Genomic DNA, 18,275 nt, shown 5'->3' with positions numbered 1-18,275 from the left:
CCCATGTCGAAATTTTTTATCGACCGTCCGATTTTCGCCTGGGTAATTGCCCTGGTGATCATGCTGGTCGGGGCTCTATCGATCCTCAAGTTACCGATCAACCAATACCCGAGCATTGCGCCTCCGGCCATCGCCATTTCCGTTGCCTATCCGGGTGCTTCGGCACAAACCGTACAGGACACCGTGGTGCAGGTGATCGAGCAACAGCTCAACGGTATCGACCACCTGCGATATGTGTCCTCGGAAAGTAACTCCGACGGCACCATGACCATCACCGCGACCTTCGAGCAAGGTACCAACTCCGATACCGCGCAGGTTCAGGTCCAGAACAAGCTGAACCTGGCCACCCCGCTGCTGCCGCAAGAAGTACAGCAGCAAGGTATCCGCGTGACCAAGGCGGTGAAAAACTTCCTGCTGGTAATCGGTGTGGTCTCGCGTGACGGCAGCATGACCAAGGACGACCTGTCCAACTACATCGTGTCGAACATGCAGGACCCAATCTCGCGGACCGCCGGTGTCGGTGACTTCCAGGTATTCGGCTCCCAGTACGCCATGCGTATCTGGCTCGACCCGGCCAAGTTGAACAACTTCAACCTGACCCCGATCGATGTCAAAACCGCCATCGCCGCGCAGAACGTCCAGGTGTCGTCCGGCCAGCTCGGCGGCTTGCCTGCCCTGCCCGGCACACAGCTGAACGCGACGATTATCGGCAAGACCCGTCTGCAGACCGCCGAGCAATTCGACAAGATCCTGCTCAAGGTCAACAAGGACGGCTCTCAGGTTCGCTTGAAAGATGTCGCCGATGTCGGTTTGGGTGGTGAAAACTACAGCATCAACGCCCAGTTCAACGGTGCTCCGGCGTCCGGCCTGGCAGTGAAGCTGGCCACTGGCGCCAACGCCCTCGATACTGCCAAGGCCTTGCGCACCACCATCGACAGCCTCAAGCCGTTCTTCCCGCAAGGGATGGAAGTGGTGTTCCCGTACGACACTACTCCGGTGGTGACCGAGTCGATCAAGGGCGTGGTTCACACCCTGGTCGAAGCGGTCGCACTGGTGTTCCTGGTGATGTTCCTGTTCCTGCAAAACTTCCGCGCCACCATCATCACCACGATGACCGTGCCGGTGGTATTGCTGGGTACGTTCGGCATCCTGGCGGCAGCCGGTTTCAGCATCAACACCCTGACCATGTTCGGTATGGTCCTGGCCATCGGCTTGCTGGTGGACGACGCCATCGTTGTGGTGGAAAACGTCGAGCGGGTGATGAGTGAAGAAGGCCTGTCGCCCAAGGAAGCCACCAAGAAATCGATGGGGCAGATCCAGGGTGCATTGGTGGGTATCGCCCTGGTGCTGTCGGCGGTTCTGCTGCCGATGGCATTCTTCAGCGGCTCCACCGGTGTGATCTACAAGCAATTTTCGATCACCATCGTTTCGGCCATGGCGCTCTCGGTTCTGGTTGCTCTGATTTTCACCCCGGCGCTTTGCGCCACCATGCTCAAGCCTATTCCCAAGGGTGAGCACGGCATGCCAAAACGCGGCTTCTTTGGCTGGTTCAACCGCAACTTCGACCGTGGCGTCAAAAGCTACGAGCGCGGCGTGGGCAATATGCTCACCCAGAAGGCGCCGTACCTGCTGGCCTATCTCATCATCATTGTCGGCATGATCTGGCTGTTCACCCGTATCCCGACGGCGTTCCTGCCTGAAGAAGACCAGGGTGTACTGTTCGCCCAGGTGCAGACGCCGGCCGGTTCGACCTCCCAGCGCACCCAGGTGGTCGTGGACGAGATGCGTGAATTCCTGTTGCGTCCGGGTAAGGATGGCGGTGAAGGCGATGCGGTGAACTCGGTGTTTACCGTCACCGGCTTCAACTTCGCCGGTCGTGGCCAGAGCTCGGGTATGGCGTTCATCATGCTCCGTCCATGGGACGAGCGTAACGCCGACAACAACGTGTTCAAGGTGGCGGCCCGTGCCCAGCAGCACTTCTTCACCTTCCGTGATGCCATGGTGTTTGCCTTCGCGCCACCGGCGGTACTGGAACTGGGTAACGCCACCGGTTTCGACGTGTTCCTTCAAGACCGTGCCGGTATCGGTCACGAAAAACTGATGCAAGCGCGCAACCAGTTCCTCGGCATGGCAGCGCAAAGCAAGATTCTGACTCAGGTGCGTCCGAACGGCCTGAACGATGAACCGCAATACCAACTGGAAATCGATGACGAGAAGGCCAGTGCCCTGGGCATTACCATCGCGGACATCAACAACACCCTGTCGATTGCTCTGGGCAGTAGCTACGTCAACGACTTCATCGATCGTGGTCGAGTGAAGAAGGTTTACGTGCAAGGTCAGCCCGGCTCGCGTATGAGCCCTGAAGACCTGAAGAAATGGTATGTGCGCAACAGCGCCGGCACCATGGTTCCGTTCTCGGCGTTTGCCAAGGGTGAATGGATTTACGGCTCGCCGAAGCTGGCCCGTTACAACGGCGTCGAAGCGATGGAAATCCTCGGTTCCCCGGCGCCGGGCTACTCCACCGGTGAAGCCATGGCCGAAGTCGAGGCCATTGCCGCCAAACTGCCGGCGGGTGTCGGTATTTCCTGGACCGGCCTGTCGTACGAGGAACGGTTATCCGGTTCGCAAGCGCCCGCGTTGTACGCCCTGTCGTTGCTGATGGTGTTCCTGTGCCTGGCAGCGCTGTATGAAAGCTGGTCGATCCCGATCGCGGTGATGCTGGTGGTGCCTTTGGGGATCATCGGTGCGTTGATGGCGACCAGCCTGCGTGGTCTGTCCAACGACGTGTACTTCCAGGTGGGCCTGTTGACGACTATCGGTCTGGCGGCGAAAAACGCCATTCTGATTGTCGAATTTGCTAAGGAGCTGCATGAGCAAGGGCGTAGCCTGCGCGATGCCGCGATCGAAGCCAGCCGCATGCGTCTGCGACCGATCATCATGACCTCGCTCGCGTTCGTTCTCGGTGTGGTACCCCTGGCGATATCCACGGGTGCGGGTTCCGGTAGCCAGCATGCCATCGGCACCGGCGTGATTGGCGGTATGATCACCGCCACCGTTCTGGCGATCTTCTGGGTCCCACTGTTCTTCGTCACTGTGTCGTCCATCGGTCAGCGCAAAATAGTCGACCAGGATGACGCCACTGAAACTCCTAAAGAGGCTGGCCAATGAGCAAGTCGCTACTCTCCCTAGCCGTCGCCGCGTTCGTGCTCGGTGGTTGCTCGCTGATACCCGATTATCAGCAGCCTGAGGCACCGGTGGCGGGCCAATACCCGCAAGGTCCGGCGTACTCGCCGGCCCAGGCGCCGAGCCAGGCTGCTGCGGAGCAAGGCTGGAAGCAGTTTTTCCATGACCCGGCACTGCAACAGCTGATCCAGGTTTCCTTGGAAAACAACCGGGACCTGCGTGTCGCGGCCCTGAACATCGACGCCTTTGCGGCCCAATACCGCATCCAGCGTGCGGATCTGTTCCCGGCCGTATCGGCCAATGGCAGCGGCAACCGCCAGCGCGTTCCGGAAAACTCTTCGCAGACCGGTCAGTCAGGCATTGTCAGTTCGTACTCGGCCACCGTCGGCATCAGCGCCTATGAACTCGATATGTTTGGTCGGGTTCGCAGCCTGAGCGAAGAAGCGCTGCAGAAGTACTTCGCCACTGAAGAAGGTCGTCGCAGCACGCAGATCAGCCTGGTGGCCAGCGTGGCCAATGCCTACCTGACCTGGCAAGCCGACAAGGAACTGCTGAAAGTCACCCAGGACACCCTCGGTGCGTTCGAGGAGAGCTACAAGCTCACCGCGCGCAGCGCCGAAGTCGGTGTAGCGTCGGCGCTGGACCTCGCTCAGTCGCGGACCTCGGTAGAGAACGCCCGGGCACAACTGGCGAAGTACACCCGTCAGGTCGCGCAGGATGAAAACAGCCTGGTGCTGCTGCTCGGCACTGGCATCCCGGCCAATCTGCAAGCAGCCAAGCCGCTGTCTGACGATTTGCTGAGCGACGTGCCGGCCGGTCTGCCATCGGACTTGCTGCAACGTCGTCCGGACATCCTCCAGGCCGAATACAACCTCAAGGCCGCCAACGCCAACATCGGCGCGGCACGGGCTGCATTCTTCCCGAGCATCAGCCTGACAGCCAACGCTGGCACGCTCAGCCCGGACTTGTCCGGTCTGTTCAAGGGCGGTTCCGGCACCTGGTTGTTCCAACCGCAAATCAACCTGCCGATCTTCAACGCCGGCAGCCTGCGCGCCAGCCTGGATTACTCGAAAATCCAGAAAGACATCGGCGTGGCGAACTACGAGAAGTCCATTCAAACGGCCTTCCAGGAAGTCGCCGACGGCTTGGCCGCCCGCCAGACCTACACCGATCAGTTGCAGGCCCAGCGTGACTTCGTCACCGCCAACCAGGACTACTACCGCCTGGCTCAACGTCGCTACCTCATTGGTGTCGACAGCAACCTGACCTTCCTCGATGCCCAGCGTCAGTTGTTCAGCGCCCAACAAGTGCTGATCACCGACCGTCTGGCGCAGTTGGTCAGCGCGGTCAATCTGTACAAGGCGTTGGGTGGTGGCTGGAATTCGCAGACTGCCAAGCTCGAACCGCTGAAAGAAGAAGCGCCGAAGATGAAGTTGTTCTGATAGCGCTGTGAACACAAGAAGCCCACCGATTGGTGGGCTTTTTGTTGGCTACAGGAAAATGTGTGGCGTGATCACTGCCCTCATCGCGGGCAAGCCCGCTCCCACAGGTTTTAAGCTCGCCACAAATTGCATAAACGCAAACGGCCCACTGTGGGAGCGGGCTTGCCCGCGATGTGGCCAGTACAGCCACCCAAAAAACCAGGCTAATGTTACGTTCGATAATCGCCCAAAACCCGCTTTCGCCGATTGAACCATTCAGTACATTCACCGCACCATTCGCCCCACAAAACCAATAACAACAGGTTCGATGTCATGCCCCCACGCCCTGCCCTGTCCGGCTGATCTTCAGGTTTCACCCTCATATTTCGATCATTTGTCTGCACCTTCAAAAGTCGCGGCATCGCCCCGTTTCATCCCCAAGAATTAGAGAGACCCGAGCTCATGAAGCCTTCCACCGCGCAGTATTTGTTTCCCGGCCTGATCGCCATCGCCGTGGCCTCAGCGGTCTTGCCCGCCCAGGCCGAGGAATCGGGTTTTGTCGAAGGTGCCAAGGTCAACCTGAACCTGCGCAACTTCTACATCAACCGCAACTTCACCAACCCGACCAAGGCTCAGGGCAAGGCTGAAGAGTGGACACAAAGCTTCATCCTCGACGCCAAGTCCGGTTTCACTCAGGGCACCGTCGGTTTCGGCATGGATGTGCTGGGGCTCTACTCGGTGAAACTCGATGGCGGGAAAGGCACTGGCGGTACGCAGTTGCTGCCGCTGGATCACGACGGACGCCCGGCGGACAATTTCGGGCGCACCAACGTCGCGTTCAAAGCCAAGCTGTCGCAGACCGAAGTGAAGGTTGGCGAATGGATGCCAGTGCTGCCGATCCTGCGTTCGGACGACGGTCGTTCGCTGCCGCAAACCTTCCGTGGCGGGCAGATCACGTCGAAGGAAATCAATGGCCTGACGCTCTACGGCGGCCAGTTCCGCCAGAACAGCCCACGGGACGACAGCAGCATGGACGACATGTCGATGACCGGCAAAGCCGCGTTCACCTCTGACCGTTTCAACTTTCAGGGCGGCGAGTACGTGTTCAACGACAAGCGCACCCAGGTAGGCCTGTGGAATGCCGAACTCAAGGACATTTACAGCCAGCAATTCATCAACCTGACGCACAACCAACCGATTGGCGACTGGACCCTGGGTGCCAACCTTGGTTATTTCTACGGCAAGGATGACGGCAGTGCCCGCGCCGGCGAGCTGGACAACAAAACCATGTACGGTCTGTTCTCGGCCAAATACGGCGGCAACACCTTCTACGTCGGCCTGCAAAAACTCACCGGCGACAACGCCTGGATGCGCGTCAACGGCACCAGCGGCGGGACCCTGGCCAACGACAGCTACAACTCCAGCTACGACAATGCCCAGGAGAAATCCTGGCAAGTACGCCACGACTACAACTTCGTCGCACTCGGCGTACCGGGCCTGACCTTGATGAACCGCTACATCAGCGGCGATAACGTGCACACCGGCACGATCACCGACGGCAAGGAATGGGGGCGCGAATCAGAGCTGGGCTACACCGTACAAAGCGGCGCGCTCAAGGACCTCAATGTCAAATGGCGCAACTCGACCATTCGCCGCGACTTCAGCAACAACGAGTTCGACGAGAACCGGGTGATCATCAGCTACCCGATCAGCCTGCTGTAAATCTCAAGTACGCCATCGCGGGCAAGCCCGCTCCCACAGGTTTTGTGTGTGTCCCAAGATTTGGGCATGACATAAAACTTTGTGGGAGCGGGCTTGCCCGCGATGGCGTTAGTTCAATCAACGCAAATCACCGGGATCACTCCCGGGATTCAACTCCCAACTCATCCCAAACCGACTCGGCCAGATGGAACGTCGCATTTGCCGCCGGGATGCCGCAATAGATCGCGCTCTGCATGATCACTTCCTTGATCTCGCCACGGCTCACGCCATTGTTGGCGGCGGCGCGCAGGTGCAGTTTCAGCTCTTCGTTGCGGTTCATGCCGATCAGCATGGAAATGGTGATCAGGCTGCGGGTGTGGCGTGGCAAGCCTGGACGGGTCCAGATGTCACCCCAGGCGTGACGGGTGATCATCTCCTGAAACTCCGAGTTGAACTCGGTCAGGGCATTCAGGCTGCGGTCGACGTGGGCGTCGCCGAGCACCGCGCGACGGACTTTCATGCCTTCGTCGTAACGTTGTTTCTCGTCCACAACAATCCCCTTATTCCGCTGACAAAAACGCCAAGACGCGCTCGCTGAACGCAGCGCCGGCCTGGACGTTGGACAAGTGCGCAGCGTAGAACTCGGCGTACTCGGCGCCCTGCACATGTTCTTGAATGAAGTGCCCGCCGGACGGCGGTGTCACGGCGTCTTCGGTGCCGGCGATCACCAGCAGCGGCACCTTGATCAAAGGCAACTGATCACGGAAATCGGCATCGCGCACTGCCGCGCAATTGGCCGCGTAACCTTCAGGCGAAGTGGCCGCGAGCATGTCGGTAATCCGCTTGGCCGCGGCCGGGTTGGCCTGCGCGAAGTCCGGGGTAAACCAGCGCGCAATCGAGGCATCGCGCAGGGCAACCATGGCCGCTGGACCGTCGCGCAGCACCGTTTCAATGCGCGGGTTCCAGATCGACGGATCGCCGATTTTCGCGGCGGTATTGCACACCACCAGCTTATGCAAACGCTGTCCGGCGTTGATCCCCAGCCACTGGCCGATCAAACCGCCCATGGACAAACCACAGAAATGCGCACGCTCGATGTGCAGCGAATCCAGCAGTGCCAAAACGTCTTGGCCCAGTTGCTCGATGCTGTACGGCCCCGGCGTCACCAGCGATTGACCGTGACCACGGGTGTCGAAACGCAGCACCCGGAACTGTTCGGTGAACGCCGCCATCTGCGCGTCCCACATGTGCAGGTCAGTGCCCAGCGAGTTGGACAGCACCAGCACTGGCGCATCTTTCGGGCCATCCAATTGGTAATGCAGTTCGCCCTCGGCGAGTTGTACAAAAGCCACAGCAATCTCCTTCAGGCAGTCAACGCAATATGTTCAGCCACCGCTCGCTCGACCCAGGTACGGGCCTGACCGAGGTAATGGGCAGGGTCCAGCAAATGATCGAGTTCAGCGCCAGAAAGCTCGGCAGTCACTTGCGGCTCGTCACCGAGGACGGCACGCAGATGACGCTGTTCAGCCACCGCACGCTTGCAGCACTGTTCCAGCAGATGATGCGCAGTGTCGCGGCCGACCCGCTGGGCGAGGACAATGCTCACCGCTTCGGCCAGCACCAGGCCCTGGGTCAGATCGAGGTTGCGCGCCATGCGCTGCGCATCCACTTCCAGGCCCTGCGCGACCAGCAGCGCTTGCTTCAGGCTGCCGGACACCAGGCAGCAAATCTCGGGTAGGGTTTCCCATTCGGCATGCCACAAACCGAGGCTGCGCTCGTGTTCCTGCGGCATTGCGCTGAACAGCGTCGAGAGCAAACCGGGCACGCGAGTCGCCGCGCCGATCAGCACCGCTGCGCCCACCGGGTTGCGCTTGTGCGGCATGGTCGAGGAACCGCCCTTGCCCGGCGCCGAAGGCTCGAACACTTCGCCGGCTTCGGTCTGCATCAGCAAACTGATGTCGCGGCCGAGTTTGCCCAGGCTGCCGGCGATCAATCCCAGCACGGAGCCGAACTCCACCAGACGATCGCGCTGGGTGTGCCAGGGTTGTTCCGGCAAGGTCAGTTGCAACTCGCCGGCCAGCGCTTCGGCAATCGGCATCGCTTGCGCGCCAAGGGCTGCCAGGGTTCCAGAGGCACCGCCGAATTGCAGCACCAGCAGACGTGGCTTGAGCTCTTGCAAGCGCTGACGGCTACGGGTGACCGCGCCCAGCCAACCGGCGATTTTCATGCCGAGGGTGACCGGCGTTGCGTGCTGCAACCAGGTGCGTCCCGCCAGCGGAGTGGCGATATATCGCTTGGCTTGAGTGGCGAGGGTATCGCCCAGTTGCGCGAGATCGCTTTCGATCAATGCCAATGCCAGACGCAGTTGCAACACCAGGCCGGTGTCCATCACGTCCTGGCTGGTCGCGCCCAAATGCACATAGCGCTCGGCTTGCGCATCACGGGTTGCGATCTGTTTGCCCAATGCCTTGACCAATGGAATGGCGGAATTGCCCGCCGTGGCAATCGCCTCGCCGAGGGCGGCGAAGTCGTAATGCCCGGCCGCACACGCCGCTTCAATCGGGGCGACCGCGGTTTGCGGAATCAGACCGACACGCGCCTCGGCCCGGGCCAGCGCGGCTTCGAAATCGAGCATGGCCTGAACCCGGCCTTGATCGCAAAACACGTCACGCATATCGCGGGCAGTGAAGTAGGCATCGAACAATTGATTGCCCGGTCGCTCGTTCATAAACAGTCCCTGGAGGCGCGGGCCGGTCAGGCCCGCGCGTAAAGATCAAAGGTCGTGGTGCAAATATTTCGCCTGCCGGGGCAGACGCAGACTGAACAGGAACGCCACCGCCATCATCACCGTGACGTACCAGTAAAAGGAGTTTTCCATGCCAACAGCCTTGAGGCTCAGCGCCACGTATTCCGCCGAACCACCGAAGATCGCGTTCGCCACCGCGTACGCCAGGCCAACGCCCAGTGCGCGCACTTCCGGCGGGAACATCTCGGCTTTTACCAGGCCGCTGATCGAGGTGTAGAAACTCACGATCGCCAGCGCCAGGGTAATCAGCCCGAAAGCCATGAACGGACTGCTGACACTTTTCAGGCTCAACAGAATCGGCACGGTGCACAAGGTCCCGAGGGCACCGAACCAGAGCATCGAGTTACGCCGGCCGATCTTGTCGGCGAGCATGCCGAAGAACGGCTGCATGCACATATAGAGGAACAGTGCGCCGGTCATGATGTAACTGGCGGTCTTGGCCGGCATGCCGGCGGTGTTCACCAGGTACTTCTGCATGTAGGTAGTGAATGTGTAGAAAATCAGCGAACCACCGGCGGTGTAACCGAGCACGGTAATGAACGCGGCTTTGTGGTCACGGAACAGCGCGCTGATGCTACCGGCGTCCTTGTTTTCGCGCATTTCCTTGCTGGAGGTTTCTTTCAGCGAACGCCGCAGGTACAGCGAAATCAGCGCCGCGCACGCACCGACCACGAATGGAATCCGCCAGCCGTAGGCACGCAGGTCATCCTCGGTGAGGAACTGTTGCAGGATCACCACCAGCGACACCGCCAGCAACTGCCCACCAATCAGCGTCACGTATTGGAACGAGGCGAAAAACCCGCGCTGGCCCTTGAGGGCGACTTCACTCATGTACGTGGCGGTGGTGCCGTATTCGCCGCCCACCGACAAACCTTGAATCAAACGCGCGAACAGCAGCAGGATCGGGGCCCAGACGCCGATGTCCTTGTAGGTCGGCAGGCAAGCGATGAGCAACGAACCGAAGCACATCATCAGAATCGAAATCATCATCGAGCTCTTGCGCCCGTGCTTGTCCGCCAACCGGCCGAAAACCCAGCCGCCAATGGGGCGCATCAGGAACCCGGCGGCGAATACGCCAGCGGTGTTGACCAACTGCACCGTGGGGTTGTCAGACGGAAAAAAGGCCGGCGCAAAAAAATCGCGCAAAAGGCATAGACGTAGAAGTCGAACCATTCCACAAGGTTGCCGGACGAGGCACCGACAATGGCAAAGATCCGCTTGCTGCGTTCTTCACCGGTGTAGTGATCTGTAATAGCCGTGGGCGTTGTCATTGTTTTTCACTCAATGGGGACAGTGAGAGTCTAGACACACTTCGCAACAGTCCCGTTCCCCAGATGCATTACCAACGCAGATCCCCTGTGGGAGCGGGCTTGCTCGCGAAGGCGTCGTGTCAGTCGATGTAAATGTTGCCTGACACACCGCTTTCGCGAGCAAGCCCGCTCCCACAGGGATTGGCGGTGTTCTTAATAGTCGAAGAACACCGTCTCGGCATCAGTGCCTTGCAGGATCACATTCCACTGGTAAACACCGGACGCATCCTGCTTCGCCAGCAAGGTACTGCGGCGCTCGGCCGGCACGCACTCCAGCAACGGGTCCGACACGTTCGCCGGCTCGCCATCAAAGTAAATACGCGTCAGCAAGTGCTTCACCAATCCACGAGCAAACACCAGCACCACCAGGTGCGGTGCCTGGGTCGAGCCTTTCAGGCCTTCAACCGTGCCCGGCTTGATGGTGGTAAAACGAAAGCGCCCTTCGGCATCTACCGGCACCCGGCCAAAGCCTTCAAAGTTCGGGTCCAGCGGCTTGTCCTGATCATCCTCCGGGTGGTCGTACTTGCCGGCCGCGTTGGCCTGCCAGACTTCCAGCATCGCATCATTGACGAAGTCGCCATTGCCATCGACGACTTGCCCGGTGATCGCCACGCGCTCACCCAGGGTTTGTGCGACGGTCAGGTCTTCGCGGTTCAGCCAGGTCAGGCCGATGTGGTAATACGGCCCGACGGTGTGGGACGTGGTCGCGTTCAGCGTCATCTTATTTCTCCATCGGCGTGGCATCGCGGCCGCGCAAGACGATGTCCCAGCGATAACCGAGGGCGTAGGAAGGGACGGTTTTTTCCAGATCGAACGTGGCGATCAAACGCTCCTTGGCGCGGGTGTCGGGTACGCAATTGTAGATCGGGTCATACGCCAACAGCGGGTCGCCGGGGAAATACATTTGCGTCACCAGGCGCGTCAGGATGCTCGGCCCGAACAGCGAGAAATGGATGTGCGCCGGGCGCCACGCGTTGTGGTGGTTACCCCACGGGTAGGCGCCGGGCTTGATGGTCTGGAACTGATACCAGCCATCGGCGTCGGTCACGGTGCGGCCGGTGCCAGTGAAGTTCGGGTCCAGCGGCGCGTCGTGCAGGTCGCGAGCATGGTTGTAGCGACCGGCGGCGTTGGCCTGCCAGATTTCCACCAGAATGCCCGGCACCGGTAGACCGTTTTCATCCAGCACGCGGCCGTGAATGATGATGCGCTCACCCAACGGCTCGCCTTTGTGCTGAGCCGTCAGGTCGTTGTCCGTCTCGTTAACGCGTTCAGCGCCAATGGTCGGTCCGGTGATTTCCGACAACGAATGAGGCAAAAACACCAACGGTTTGGACGGTGAGCGCAGGTTGGTGGATTGATACGTCGGGTGCAGGTACTCGGGCTGGGTGCCCTCCTGCGGACGACGGTAACCAGGCTTGTCAGTCATTTCGCTTTCCTCTGTTCTTATTAGTCGACGCAGCGTGTCAGACGCGTTCGATCGCCAGGGCCAGACCCTGACCGACGCCAACACACATGGTCGCCAGACCTTTCTTGCCACCGGTTTTTTCCAGCTGATGCAACGCGGTCAGCACCAGACGCGCACCGCTCATGCCCAGCGGATGGCCGAGCGCAATGGCGCCGCCGTTCGGGTTAACCTGGGCTGCATCGTCGGCAATTCCCAATTCACGCAGCACCGCCAGGCCTTGGCTGGCAAAGGCCTCGTTGAGTTCGATCACGTCGAAATCGCTGACAGCCAGACCGAGGCGCTCGGTCAGTTTGCGCACCGCCGGCACCGGGCCAATACCCATTACCCGAGGGGCAACGCCGGCGCTGGACATGCCCAGCACTTTGGCGCGGGCGGTCAGGCCATGTTTCTTCACCGCCTCACCGGAGGCGAGAATCAACGCCGCCGCGCCGTCATTCACACCGGACGCATTGCCAGCCGTGACGGTTTTGTCAGGGCCGTTGACCGGCTTGAGTTTGGCCAGGGTTTCCAGGGTGGTATCAGCGCGAGGGTGTTCGTCCTGCGTCACCACGGTTTCACCCTTCTTGTGGGCAATGCGCACTTCGACGATTTCTTCGGCGAAAAATCCTGCGGCTTGCGCGGCAGTGGCGCGTTGTTGGCTGCGCAGTGCGAAAGCGTCCTGATCCTCACGGGACACTTCGTAATCGTCCGCCACGTTGTCAGCGGTCTGCGGCATCGCATCCACACCGTATTGCGCTTTCATCAACGGGTTGATGAAACGCCAGCCGATGGTGGTGTCTTCCAGCTTCATGTTGCGCGAGAACGCCGCGTCAGCCTTGCCCATTACGAACGGCGCGCGGGACATCGACTCGACGCCGCCGGCAATCGCCAGCTCCATTTCGCCACTGGCGATGGCGCGGAACGCGGTGCCGATGGCATCCATGCCCGAGGCGCAGAGGCGATTGAGGGTCACGCCCGGAATGGTTTCCGGCAGGCCCGCCAGCAACAACGCCATGCGTGCGACGTTACGGTTGTCTTCGCCGGCCTGGTTGGCGCAGCCGAGGAACACCTCGTCCACTGCGTTCCAGTCCACCGACGGGTTGCGCTCCATCAGGGCCTTGATCGGCACGGCGGCCAGGTCATCGGCACGAACGGTCGACAGCCCGCCGCCGAAACGGCCAATGGGGGTGCGAATGGCGTCGCAGATATAAACGTCACGCATCAGGCTTCTCCGGGGGCTTGGCCGTGGGCGGCAGCGGTACGAGCTTCCAGATCGCGCAACGCGGTCAGCTCGACTTCAGTCGGCTCGGCGGTTTGCTCAACAGTGTCGGCAAAGCGAATCGCCCAACCGGTGGCGGCGACCACTTGCTCGCGGGTCACGCCCGGGTGCAGTGCGGTGACCACGAATTCATGGGTACCGACTTCCGGTTCCATGATGCACAGGTCGGTAATAATGCCGACCGGCCCGGCGCCCGGCAGACCGAGACGTTTGCGCGAATCACCGCCCTCGCCATGGCCGACCGAGGTGATGAAGTCGAGTTTATCGACGAAGGAACGCGCCGACTGCTTGAGGATGATCAGCACGCTCTTGGCCGAGCCGGCAATTTCCGGCGCGCCACCGGCACCCGGCAGACGGACTTTCGGCGAATGGTAATCGCCGACCACGGTGGTGTTGATGTTGCCGAAGCGGTCGACTTGCGCGGCGCCGAGGAAGCCGACGTCAATGCGCCCACCCTGCAGCCAGTAACGGAAAATCTCGCCGGTCGGCACCACGGTGTCGGCGGTTTCGGCCAGTTCGCCGTCACCAATCGACAGCGGCAGTACGCTCGGCTTGGCACCGATCGGGCCCGATTCGTAGATCAGGACAACGTCCGGCGACGAGGTCAGACGTGCCAGGTTGGCTGCTTTCGATGGCAGGCCGATGCCGACGAAGCACACCGAGCCGTTCTTCAAACGGCGTGCGGCGGCGACGGTCATCATTTCATTGGTGGTGTAAGTCATTACTTGGCCTCCGAAGCAGCGGCCAGCTTGGCCTGGAACTCGCTGAAGTCAGCGCTACCGTGGATGTATTCGTTGATCCATGCGGTGAAAGTTTCACGGTCGCGGGCAATCGGATCCCAGGCCTGGTAGAAGCGGTTGTCACGCTCGTTGTAACCGTGCGCGTAGGAAGGATGCGCGCCGCCCGGTACGTGGCAGACCGCGCTCAGCGCCCAGGTCGGCAGCACACAGGAGTTCATCGGGGCATTGAGGTCGTCGACAATTTCCTCGACGGTGACGATGCAGCGCTTGGCGGCCAGTGCGGCTTCTTTCTGCACACCGAGAATGCCCCACAGCAACACGTTGCCTTTACGGTCGGCTTTCTGCGCGTGAATCACGGTGATGTCCGGACGCACCGACGGCACGGCGGCCAGCACTTCGCCAGTGAATGGGCAAGTGACGGTCTTGATCAGCGGGTTGACCTTCGGCAGGTCGGAACCGGCGTAGGCCCGCAGCACCGCGAACGGTAAGCCGGAGGCGCCAGCGACGTAGGCATTGGCCAGGTCGGCGTGGCTGTGTTCTTCGATCTCCAGCGGATGCGGCCACTGTTTCTCGACGGCGTCACGCAGACGGTGCAGCGACCCCACGCCCGGATTGCCGCCCCAGGAGAAAATCAATTTGCGAGCACAACCGGCGCCGATCAACTGGTCGTAGATCAGGTCAGGAGTCATGCGTACCAGCGTCAGGTCTTTCTTGCCCTGACGAATGATTTCATGACCCGCCGCCGTAGGAATCAGATGGGTAAAGCCTTCGAGCGCGACCGTATCGCCGTCGTTTACGAATTGCTTCACCGCGTCGTGCAGCGAAAGGATTTCAGCCATGGGGCAGGCTCCCGTTTTGTTATGAACCGACAGTGGAAGAAAAAGGCGCGATGCGCAGCGCCGGAATGCCTGAAGGTTAAGCCTGTGCAAAACGCCAAACAATCCGATAATCGACTGAGTGTTCGTTTATCGAACAGATTGTTGTCTCGCTACCTATCCCAAAAGCATCGTCGGATCGCCGCCCGGAGCAAGCTCACTCCCACGTGGATCACACCTACCCTGTGGGAGCGGGCTTGCCCGCGAAGAGGCCATCAAATTCGCTATAGAGTCTGGAGCCTGAAGTCAGGTCGCATCCGCATGACTGACCATGCCTTTGATCACCACAGCCGTGGTCGCCAACGCCGCCGGAATCACCAGCGCTGTCAGCACTTGCTCGAAGTTCCAGCCAAGGCCCAGCAGCGTCGCGCCCATCCATGCGCCGAGAATCGCGCCGAAACGGCCAATCCCCAGCATCCACGAGACGCCGGTCGCCCGCCCTTGCGTCGGATAGAACCGCGCCGCCAGCGATGGCATTGCCGATTGCGCACCGTTGACGCACATACCCGCCACCAGCACCAAGGTCGCCAACAAGGTGATGTTGCCCAGGCTCTGCCCCACTGCGTAGGCAAACACCCCGGCCATCAAGTAGAAAATGCCGATGACCTTGTGCGGATTGAACCGGTCCATCGCCCAGCCCACGCCCACTGCACTCAGCACGCCACCAAACTGGAACAACGCGCCAATGAACGCGGCCTGCTCCATGCTGGCGCCACTGTCGCGCATCAGCGTCGGCAGCCAACTGGTCAGCAGGTACACAATCACCAGCCCCATGAAGTAGGTCAGCCACAGCAATAACGTGCCGGCGCTGTAGGTGCCCGAGAAAATCACCGCCAGCACGTTGCGGGCCTTGACGGTTTTCTGTTCCGGTACGCTGAAGCTCGACGCTTGGGCGACGAGGCTCGGGTCGATCGGCGCCAGGGCCTTGCGTACTTTGTCGGTGCCGCGATTGCGCACGACCAGGTAACGCGCCGATTCCGGCAGCCATAACAGCAGAACGACGGCGAGGATCAGCGGCAGAACCCCACCGATCAGCAGCAGGCTGTGCCAGCCGAACGCCGGAATCAGTTTGGCGGAAATAAACCCGCCGCCGGCCATGCCGAGGTTGAAGCCGCAGAACATGCTGGTCACCAGCAAGGACTTTGCGCTCCGGGGTGTATTCCGACAGCAATGTCGTGGCGTTGGGCATGCCCGCGCCAAGACCCAGGCCGGTGAGGAAGCGCAACACCAACAATTGATCGACGTTGGTGCTGTAGGCCGACGCCAGACTGAAGGCACCAAACAGAAACACCGCGCCGACCAGTACGACTTTTCGCCCGAAACGGTCAGCCAACGGGCCGGAACCCAATGCGCCGAAGACCATGCCGATCAGCGCCGCACTCATGACCGGGCCGAGACTGGCGCGGTCGATCCCCCAATCCTGCGACAACGCAGGCGCAATAAAGCCCATGGCCGCGGTGTCGAGGCCATCGAGGAAGACAATCAAGAAACACAGGATCACCACTCGCCACTGATAGCGCGAAATGGGTTGAGCATTGATGAAGGACTGCACGTCGAGGCAGTTACCTACAGCAGACTGGGGCTGGTTCATTATTTTTATTCCACGCAAGAACGCAGTCGGACAGGTGCCAGCCAAGGGCTGGCGCTGCCGCGACAGTAATGATCAAGGGGAAAGAGCGTCAATTCGATAAACGCGAGTCTGTGCGTTTATCGAACAGCTTAAACGGACGCTTAAGCGAAAAGCTGTGCGCTGAGGTCGCGGCTGGCGCTGAGCAGCCCTGGCAGAAACCGTTGTTCCAGCTCATTACGACTGACACGGCCAGCATGGGTGCTGACGTTCAAGGCGGCCACCACCTGGCCGGAGGCGTCATACACCGGTACGGCAATCGAACGCAGGCCCTGCTCCAGTTCCTGATCGACGATGCACCAACCCTGTTGCCGCACTTCTTGCAGGCATTCGAGCAACGCCTCGGGCGTGTGCAATGTGCGGCTGGTCTTGGCTTGCAGCTCGGCATGATCGAGGTACTCGCGCAGCGAAGTGTCATCCAGTGCGGCGAGCAGAATGCGGCCCATTGACGTGCAATAGGCCGGCAAGCGACCGCCCACTGAAAGGTCGACCGAGATCAGGCGCTGAGTGGTGGCCGAGCGCGCGATATAGAGAATATCGTCACCTTCCAGCGTGGCCATGTTGCACGCCTCATGCAGTTGCTCACTCATGCGGTCCAGGTACGGCTGGGCAGAAACCGCCAGCGGCGTCGAAGACAAATAGGCATGGCCCAGCGTCAGCACTTTGGGAAGCAACGAATAGGTGCGACCGTCAGTGGTGGCGTAGCCGAGTTTGATCAACGTATGCAGGCAGCGTCGCACGGCGGCGCGGGGAATTTCGGTACGGTGGCTGATCTGGGCAATCGTCAGGTGTCGCTTGCGCTCTTGAAACGCCTGCACCACCGCCAGCCCACGGGCCAGGGACGTCATGAAATCGGGATCACCGGTCAGGGCCTGGATTCGCTTGGCGGGCGAGGCGACGATGGGCGGCGCCACTGAAGCAAAGGAGTTGCGCATTTGATCATTCATATCAGGTCCTTTCCTACACGGATCAGCGGCTATTACAGGCAGCTCCAGGCCTGGCACACAAGACAGGTACTGCCGAGATTGGGCGATTATCGAACCATCGACCGGTAATCGCAATCCATGCCACGCCGGGCTTACCGCCACTCACACCATCAAGTGCCGGCTTTTATTCTTGACTGCACACCCTCTAAAAAGTCGAAGTAACAATCAAACTTATTTACCTTAATGACGTCAGAAAGACATCGCTCACCGTCAGGTCATCGACGTTATAGTTGCCGCCGAAACTTGCGAGTAACAAAACGATCACACACGACGAACTACTTTTAACGCCTCGGAGATAGTGTTCTTCGAATCGACCGCTATAATACAATTCAGTGGCGTAACGGTTTTTTATCCGCCGAGTCCGCCACCCGGTAACACGATCTCCCATCGTCGTTGCCCACAGCAAGCGCCTGACGCTCATTCATATGCACCGCCAATGCGCTTGCTGAAACAGGAACCTGATGCTGCGTCAGCTGTTTTCTCTGGTGTCGTGGCCGCCTGCAACATGGAAGTATTGTTCGCATGCCGTCAAAAAGGTTGCCTTCTTTGGCAATAGCCTTTCTACGAGCGTGGTCAATCGACTCGATGCAGCGCGATTCACCGGAATTTATCTCAACTCAAACAGGTAGCACTGTGACGAAAGACGAACTGCGCGCGGAACTTGAGCGCCAGGAACAACGTTACAAGGAAGTTTACGGCGGAGAAGTCACCACCTACGCCGCCCAGCCCGAGCCGGAACGTAAACCCTGGCGTAAACGCGCCACCGTTCAGGATCAGGCGTTTACTCAGGAATTGCAGAAGATGGAAAAGGAACTCAAAGCCGAAGAGCCCTGACTGCCTCGGCCCGAATCCCTTCAAGGGTCTGCGTCTGCTCCCGTTAAAAGCGGGTTGCATCAATGAAGC

14 protein-coding genes and 2 pseudogenes are annotated in these 18,275 nt (G+C 60.2%); 4 read left to right on the top strand and 12 right to left on the bottom strand.

Going from position 1 to position 18,275, the window contains the following annotated elements; all coding sequences use genetic code 11:
• Window positions 1-3: 3 nt before the first annotated feature.
• The 3 genes from emhB (at window position 4) to AB4N76_RS20515 (ending at window position 6,326) form a co-directional block, all read left to right on the top strand.
• Window positions 4-3,168, top strand: coding sequence for an efflux RND transporter permease subunit EmhB (gene emhB / locus AB4N76_RS20525; protein WP_046029393.1), 3,165 nt, complete (start codon window positions 4-6; stop codon window positions 3,166-3,168).
• Complete coding sequence (gene emhC / locus AB4N76_RS20520; RefSeq protein ID WP_046029392.1) at window positions 3,165-4,625, top strand: efflux RND transporter outer membrane subunit EmhC; 1,461 nt, start codon at window positions 3,165-3,167, stop codon at window positions 4,623-4,625. Before emhB ends, emhC begins: the two co-directional genes overlap by 4 nt.
• A gap of 441 nt (window positions 4,626-5,066) precedes the next feature.
• Window positions 5,067-6,326 carry an OprD family porin gene (locus AB4N76_RS20515; RefSeq protein ID WP_046029391.1) on the top strand — a complete coding sequence of 420 codons (1,260 nt, stop codon included), beginning with the start codon at window positions 5,067-5,069 and terminating at the stop codon, window positions 6,324-6,326.
• Window positions 6,327-6,462: 136 nt separating this feature from the next.
• Here AB4N76_RS20515 and pcaC read toward each other — a convergent pair whose 3' ends face one another.
• The 12 genes and pseudogenes from pcaC to pcaR form a co-directional block, all read right to left on the bottom strand.
• Window positions 6,463-6,855 (bottom strand): 4-carboxymuconolactone decarboxylase, encoded by a 393-nt coding sequence (gene pcaC / locus AB4N76_RS20510; RefSeq protein ID WP_046029390.1) that lies wholly within the window; start codon window positions 6,853-6,855, stop codon window positions 6,463-6,465.
• A gap of 10 nt (window positions 6,856-6,865) precedes the next feature.
• Window positions 6,866-7,657, bottom strand: a complete 792-nt coding sequence (gene pcaD / locus AB4N76_RS20505; RefSeq protein ID WP_046029389.1) for a 3-oxoadipate enol-lactonase — start codon at window positions 7,655-7,657, stop codon at window positions 6,866-6,868.
• Between the two features lie 11 nt (window positions 7,658-7,668).
• Window positions 7,669-9,033: a 3-carboxy-cis,cis-muconate cycloisomerase gene (locus AB4N76_RS20500; RefSeq protein ID WP_046029388.1), complete on the bottom strand. Its 1,365-nt coding sequence runs from the start codon at window positions 9,031-9,033 to the stop codon at window positions 7,669-7,671.
• A 45-nt stretch (window positions 9,034-9,078) separates the two neighbouring features.
• A pseudogene (locus AB4N76_RS20495) lies at window positions 9,079-10,382 on the bottom strand (MFS family transporter).
• Between the two features lie 192 nt (window positions 10,383-10,574).
• Window positions 10,575-11,141: a protocatechuate 3,4-dioxygenase subunit alpha gene (pcaG, locus tag AB4N76_RS20490; RefSeq protein ID WP_046029386.1), complete on the bottom strand. Its 567-nt coding sequence runs from the start codon at window positions 11,139-11,141 to the stop codon at window positions 10,575-10,577.
• Between the two features lies 1 nt (window position 11,142).
• Window positions 11,143-11,847, bottom strand: coding sequence for a protocatechuate 3,4-dioxygenase subunit beta (gene pcaH / locus AB4N76_RS20485; RefSeq protein ID WP_046029385.1), 705 nt, complete (start codon window positions 11,845-11,847; stop codon window positions 11,143-11,145).
• A 37-nt stretch (window positions 11,848-11,884) separates the two neighbouring features.
• Window positions 11,885-13,090 (bottom strand): 3-oxoadipyl-CoA thiolase, encoded by a 1,206-nt coding sequence (gene pcaF, locus AB4N76_RS20480; RefSeq protein ID WP_175649016.1) that lies wholly within the window; start codon window positions 13,088-13,090, stop codon window positions 11,885-11,887.
• On the bottom strand, window positions 13,087-13,866 hold the full coding sequence (locus AB4N76_RS20475; RefSeq protein ID WP_046029383.1) for a CoA-transferase subunit beta: 780 nt from the start codon (window positions 13,864-13,866) through the stop codon (window positions 13,087-13,089). Before AB4N76_RS20475 ends, pcaF begins: the two co-directional genes overlap by 4 nt.
• Window positions 13,866-14,723: a CoA transferase subunit A gene (locus AB4N76_RS20470; RefSeq protein WP_201149563.1), complete on the bottom strand. Its 858-nt coding sequence runs from the start codon at window positions 14,721-14,723 to the stop codon at window positions 13,866-13,868. Before AB4N76_RS20470 ends, AB4N76_RS20475 begins: the two co-directional genes overlap by 1 nt.
• A 282-nt stretch (window positions 14,724-15,005) precedes the next feature.
• The gene (locus AB4N76_RS20465) at window positions 15,006-15,533 is read right to left on the bottom strand and encodes an MFS transporter (protein ID WP_460164628.1); all 528 of its coding nucleotides are present in this window, start codon (window positions 15,531-15,533) and stop codon (window positions 15,006-15,008) included.
• 15 nt (window positions 15,534-15,548) lie between these two features.
• Window positions 15,549-16,209 (bottom strand): annotated as a pseudogene (locus AB4N76_RS20460) (MFS transporter); the annotation flags it as partial.
• A 281-nt stretch (window positions 16,210-16,490) separates the two neighbouring features.
• Window positions 16,491-17,333 (bottom strand): pca regulon transcriptional regulator PcaR, encoded by an 843-nt coding sequence (gene pcaR / locus AB4N76_RS20455; protein ID WP_008074568.1) that lies wholly within the window; start codon window positions 17,331-17,333, stop codon window positions 16,491-16,493.
• A gap of 672 nt (window positions 17,334-18,005) precedes the next feature.
• Between pcaR and AB4N76_RS20450 the strand changes: the two genes are divergently transcribed.
• Window positions 18,006-18,206 (top strand): hypothetical protein, encoded by a 201-nt coding sequence (locus AB4N76_RS20450; protein ID WP_007935837.1) that lies wholly within the window; start codon window positions 18,006-18,008, stop codon window positions 18,204-18,206.
• Window positions 18,207-18,275 lie beyond the last annotated feature (69 nt).

Source organism: Pseudomonas sp. S2_F03 (assembly GCF_054668335.1).
This window is presented reverse-complemented; position numbering and strand designations above follow the sequence as displayed.